The organism is Flavihumibacter sp. CACIAM 22H1 (assembly GCF_001601815.1).
Taxonomy (GTDB): Bacteria; Bacteroidota; Bacteroidia; order Chitinophagales; family Chitinophagaceae; genus Flavihumibacter.
In genome coordinates, this window is record NZ_LUKG01000050.1 from 27,675 (window position 1) to 33,016 (window position 5,342).

Annotated in this window: 3 protein-coding genes and 1 pseudogene; all 4 read right to left on the reverse strand. The window is 47.6% G+C overall.

The genetic code is table 11. The annotated features are described in order from the left end of the window. On the reverse strand, positions 1 to 243 hold a 243-nt coding region (locus tag A1D16_RS13880; protein WP_290710494.1), incomplete at its 3' end, for a hypothetical protein. An 18-nt stretch (positions 244 to 261) separates the two neighbouring features. Next, on the reverse strand, positions 262 to 3,255 hold the full coding sequence (locus A1D16_RS13885) for a TonB-dependent receptor (protein ID WP_290710496.1): 2,994 nt from the start codon (positions 3,253 to 3,255) through the stop codon (positions 262 to 264). A 235-nt stretch (positions 3,256 to 3,490) separates the two neighbouring features. Continuing rightward, positions 3,491 to 4,450 carry a D-2-hydroxyacid dehydrogenase gene (locus A1D16_RS13890; protein ID WP_290710498.1) on the reverse strand — a complete coding sequence of 320 codons (960 nt, stop codon included), beginning with the start codon at positions 4,448 to 4,450 and terminating at the stop codon, positions 3,491 to 3,493. Positions 4,451 to 4,483: 33 nt separating this feature from the next. Next, positions 4,484 to 5,342: pseudogene (locus A1D16_RS13895) on the reverse strand (alpha-galactosidase); the annotation flags it as partial.

Sequence of the window (5,342 nt, forward strand, 5' to 3'; positions counted from 1 at the left end):
ATCATCACCCATCAGGTCAGGAAGGGCGCTGAAAGCACTTGCAGATCCGCTGGCTGCGGGGTTATTGTAATAGCGATTACTTTTAAATCCCTCATAACTACCCAGCAAAGCCGATTGCACGTCTTCAAAGGTCTTCAATTCCGTTAATTCTGTCTGTGGAGTCGTTTCCAGTTGCTTATTGCAACCTGCCACGGCAAAGAGCGAGCCCGCCAGGATTGCGGTGTATACTATAGTACGTTTCATTTTTTCTGTTTTGTGTGATTAAAGGGTAAGGTTAACACCAACGGTTACACGCTTTAAGCTCGGGTACTGTGCACCGCTTACTGCTGCGTTGGAGTTTACGTCGGCATTGGTAACGGTAGATACTTCCGGATCCCATCCCTGGAATTTAAAGCTGGTATAGAGATTCTGTCCCTGTACAAAAATCCGGAAACCCTGAATTTTAAGCCGGCTTACTACTTCTGCAGGAAGAGTGTAGGCCAGTTGAACGTTTCTAAGGCGGAAGAAATCACCCTTTTCCAGGAAGCGGGTGGTGCTTCCTTCGGTTGTTTCACTCAGCCTGGGGAAATTTGTTACTTGTCCGGGTGTGGTCCAGGCATTCAGGGCATTTTTCGAAAACCCGGACGTGGTATAGCCATTGTACTCTACGTTAAAACGGGCATTATTGTAGATATAGTTTCCGGCAGAATAAACACCGAAGGCAGATAGCTCAATTCCTTTATAATTGATAGTGGTGGTAATACCGGCGTTATGGGGGGCATCACTGGTACCCAATACTACCAGGTCGTTGGCATCGTATTGTTCGGTAATGGTTTTGCCATCGGCTTTATAGTATTGAGAGTTGCCGTTTTCAGGGTTCACACCGGCAAATCGTACAAGGTAAAAACTGTTAAAGGGTTTACCCACCTGTAATGCCTGACTTTTATACAATTGAAAATCCTGTCCGTCGGGCAGAGATACGATCACATTTTTATTATACGCGTAGTTCATATCAACCGACCACTTGAAATCACGTGTATTGATGATTTTAACGCCCAGGGTAGCTTCAATACCGCGGTTGCGCATGCTTCCGTTATTACTCAGCAGGGTGCCATTACCTCCGCTGGTACTCGGCACAAAAGGAGAAAAATAGAGTCCTTTGGTTAAGCTGCTGTACCATTCAACGGACGCTCTCAAGCGCGATTGGAAAAATTCCATATCTGCTCCGACGTTCAGGGTGCTGCGGATTTCCCAGGTAAGCAGGTTATTTCCCAAACGGTTTACACTCAGGGAACCACGTCCGCCATAGCTGCCTCTTCCATATTGTTGCAGATACGGGAAATCGCCGATACCATTCTGGTTACCTACGGAGCCATAACTAGCTTTAAGCTTGAGGTAGTTCATGAAATCGAGCTTATAAAAGTTCTCATCGCTCAGTATCCAGCTGGCACCCACCGAACCGTATTGTGTCCAGCGATTTTCCGGGCTCAGTTTGGAGGATCCGTCGGTACGGCCGGTTAAACTCAGGAAATACCGGTTTTTGAAGGAATAATCTATCTGGCCAAAATAAGACATCAGGGCATTGTTTTCAGGAAAACCGCCACCAACAACCGGTATAAACCCGTTATCGGCTGTTCCGGGAACCAAGCCGGCTTCATTATCGAATGGCAGTAAAAGCCCATAAGCTGTATAATCAAAATCTCTTGAAGTGTTCTTTACAAACTCAGTAAAAACAGTGGCCGATAAATTATGATCACCCGATTGGTCGAGGGTGGTCCGGTAATTCAGGCTATTGGTAACGGTGTACCGGAACCGGCGTTCTAGGCTACGGGCAATTTCCCCATTACGGCGAAAATCCTGGCCAAATGCCTCATTCTGACGAGCCGATTGTGTACCGTTTTTAACGATGCTAAAGCCTTCCAGTTGCGAGTAATCACCACCGGCATTGATGCGATAGGTCAGGTTTTTGATCCAGGGTAATTTATACTCGAGGAACACATTACCGGTACCTTTCAGTTGCCAGCTGCGGTTGGGGTTTTCCAATAGATCCTCTACCGGATTAATCCAGAAGGGAAATTGTACAGATTCGCCATAACTGCCGTCGTCGTTATACGCTTTTTCATAAGGCAATGCCCAGATAACGGTGTTCAGTGCGGAGCCGATACTCTGATCTCCTTCGAACGTACCGGTATAATTCGACCAGCCACCCGCCAGGTTAGCGCCGATTTTGATGTTATTATCGGTATGTGAAACATTAATACGGCCATTGTATTTTTTAATGCCGGTTCCTACTGTAATACCCTCTTCGTCATACATACCCAGGGAGGTAAAAAAGGTAGTTTTATCGGTACCACCGGAAGCAGAAATCTGGTGTGACTGCATACCCGCATTACGGAATACATAATCATTCCAGTTGGTGTTTATTTTCCGGAGTTCCTCCACATCTTCCGGGGCCCATCCCCAGGGGTTACCGGCAATATTCATTTCGAAATCCAGTTTTTCCTGGGTGTTCATGAGTTTGAGCTGGTTTTCCGGCAAACGGGCAGTACCAATTTGACCGTCGTAACTCAGGCGCAGCTTTCCTGCCCTACCTTTTTTGGTGGTAATAACGATAACCCCGTTAGCGCCGCGGGAACCATATATGGCGGTAGAAGCAGCATCTTTCAAAATGGTAACCGACTCAAAATCGTTCTGGTTAAGTGTGCTGAAATCACCTGCACGGATTTCCACTCCGTCCATAATATAAAGCGGTGCATTGGATCCATTGATCGATCCCTTACCCCGGATCACCACATCGGCATTTCTACCAGGCTGACCCGATCCGGTTTTTACGTTGATACCGGGTGCCTGCCCCTGTAACATCTGGTCAAAGGAGGCATTGGGTTGTGTTCTGATATCGTCAATCGATACGACGGAAACAGACCCTGTATTAGCCCGGCGGCTTCTGGTCTGGTAACCGGTTACTACCACTTCGTTCAACGACTGGGTGGATTGTTTCATACTAACCAGCATTTCTCCGCTGGTAATGCCGGCTTCCAGTTCAGTGTAACCAACGAAAGTAAATACCAGGGTTCTGGCATTGGCCGGAACGTTTACATTGAACCCTCCTGCTTCGTTGGTGGTGCCCAGAATGGCCCCGTTTTTAACGCGGATAGAAGCACCGATAATCGGGCTGCCATCCTTTTCATCTACTACTTTCCCTGTGACAGCTTTTTGTGCTGCAGCTGCTGTACTTAACGCCATCAATACCGTTAAGTACAAGATAAATTTCCTCATAATGCTGATTTAGTGTTAACGTGTCATCATCTTACCGTGATGGGTCAGACAAATCAGAACGCAGGATTGTTGCAGCGTAGTGTTGCAGAAATGGTGAGTGGTAAAAAAACAGGATATACAACCGGAACTAGATTACTAAATACAGGTTCTTATCAACAGATAAATGAAATTTTATGTTGCGCAATTGTTAAGCGCTCGAAAAGATATACGAAATAAAGAACGCCAACCGGAACTGTTAAGGCCGGATGCGGTTGATGGGATTACCCGACAGGAACGCTTGCAGGTTGGCGACGGTTTTATGGAGCAGACGCTGCCTCGCAGCTACGCTGGCCCAGGCAATATGGGGAGTAATCAAACAATTTTTTGCGGTAAATAATGGATTATCCGATGCTGGTGGTTCCTTGCTTAATACGTCTAGTCCGGCTCCGGCTATCCAGCCTTCGTTCAGTGCCCGGGCCAGGTCGGCCTCGTTTACCAGGGGGCCTCTTGCGGTATTGATGAGGTAAGCGGTCTTTTTCATTTGCTGCAGGCGGCCGGCATTAACCAGCTCTGTTGTTTGTGGCGTAAGGGGGCAATGCAAACTGATGACATCCGCGTTACTGAAAACCTCGTCCAGGCTGGCCCAGCGAAAGTTTGGGCGGTGTGCCTGGTCTGTTTCAGTTCTGCTATGTACCAGTACATGCATATCCAGCGCGGCTGCCAGGTCGGCCATTTTTTTACCAATGTCGCCAAAGCCAATAATGCCGATTGTTTTTCCGGCAAGTTCTACCAGTGGTTGATTCCAGTACGAAAAATCGGGCGAAGCCGCCCAGCCACCGGCCTGTACCGAATCATGGTGTTGTTGTACCCGGTGCGTGAGCTCCAATAACAACGCAAAACTAAGCTGAACAACAGAGGCCGTACTGTAACCGGGTACATTACTTACGGTAATACCTAATCGATCGGCGGCAGTTATATCAATTATATTATATCCTGTTGCCAGTACACTAATGAGTTTTAGGTCGGGCAATTGTTCCAGTATAGCTGCCGGCAGTGGTGTTTTATTAGTGAGCAGGATCCGGGCATCTTTTGCCCTGGATAAAATTTCATCCGGACCGGTACGATCGTATACGGTAAGTTCACCCAGTGCTTCCAGTTCTCCCCAGCTCAGATCACCGGGGTTTAAGGTATATCCGTCCAAAACAACAATTTTCATGGTATCATTTTATAGTTAGCGGGCGGCCGGTGTTCAGGGTGCTGTTACTGTTAGCCAGGTATATCCATTGGCAGGGATCGTAACGGATATGGTAGCGGTAAAATCGCGGTTAAGCGATACCGTTTGGGGCAGTTTATCCTGTTCCGAAATTTTTGCCGAGGTCCGCAAGCCGGTATAATAAAGCGGTAAACGGAGGGTTCTTTTAATGGCACTGGAGGTTGGGTTGTACAACATTGCGAGGCCTTTGATAGGGAGGCTGGGATCGGCATGTAAAATACCATCCCAATCGCGGCCGTCTGCTCTGCGTAAATGAACGATATCGGCATTAAGTATAGCGCGGTATTTTTTATACCAGTTGATCACTTTTACAACTGTTTGTCGGGTAGTTTCCGTATCGTAGAGACGTGGCCCGCGGTAGCAGGCCTGCACCCCGGCACCATAATACTGCATCATCAGTTGTTCGTAATCGTTGAGGTGTTCGGAGAGCGGCTCAAGAATTGCTTCCGGGCCACCTCCCTGGTATTTGGTAAGTGGCACAAATCCCCATCCCATGGAGCCTGTTTTTTCCCAGGTTCCGTCGTAAATATTTTGTCGGTTAAGAATTTTCTGCTGGTCGCGGCTGAGGGAAAAATTGACTTCCCGGTAACCGATCGCAATTTTATGGGTGCCATCCAGGAAATACCAGTCGGGGGCATTCACATAAATGCCATTTTGGTTACACCAGCGGTATAATTCTTTCTGCAATTCCATTTGTTTCCATTGAGAATCCTCCAGGTCTTTGTGCCCGGGGTGTTTGGTAGAGGCGCACCGATCGCCCGGATAAGGGCCATCATTTTCGAAAATATCGAAGCCCGTTTTACGCATAAAAGTTTTGAGTGTGCGGATATAATTC

What these genes read in the sequence shown, in the direction of transcription:
- A1D16_RS13885 (WP_290710496.1), bottom strand. Translation starts at nt 3,255, where the DNA reads ATGAGGAAATTTATCTTGTACTTAACGGTATTGATGGCGTTAAGTACA.
- A1D16_RS13890 (WP_290710498.1), bottom strand. Translation starts at nt 4,450, where the DNA reads ATGAAAATTGTTGTTTTGGACGGATATACCTTAAACCCCGGTGATCTG.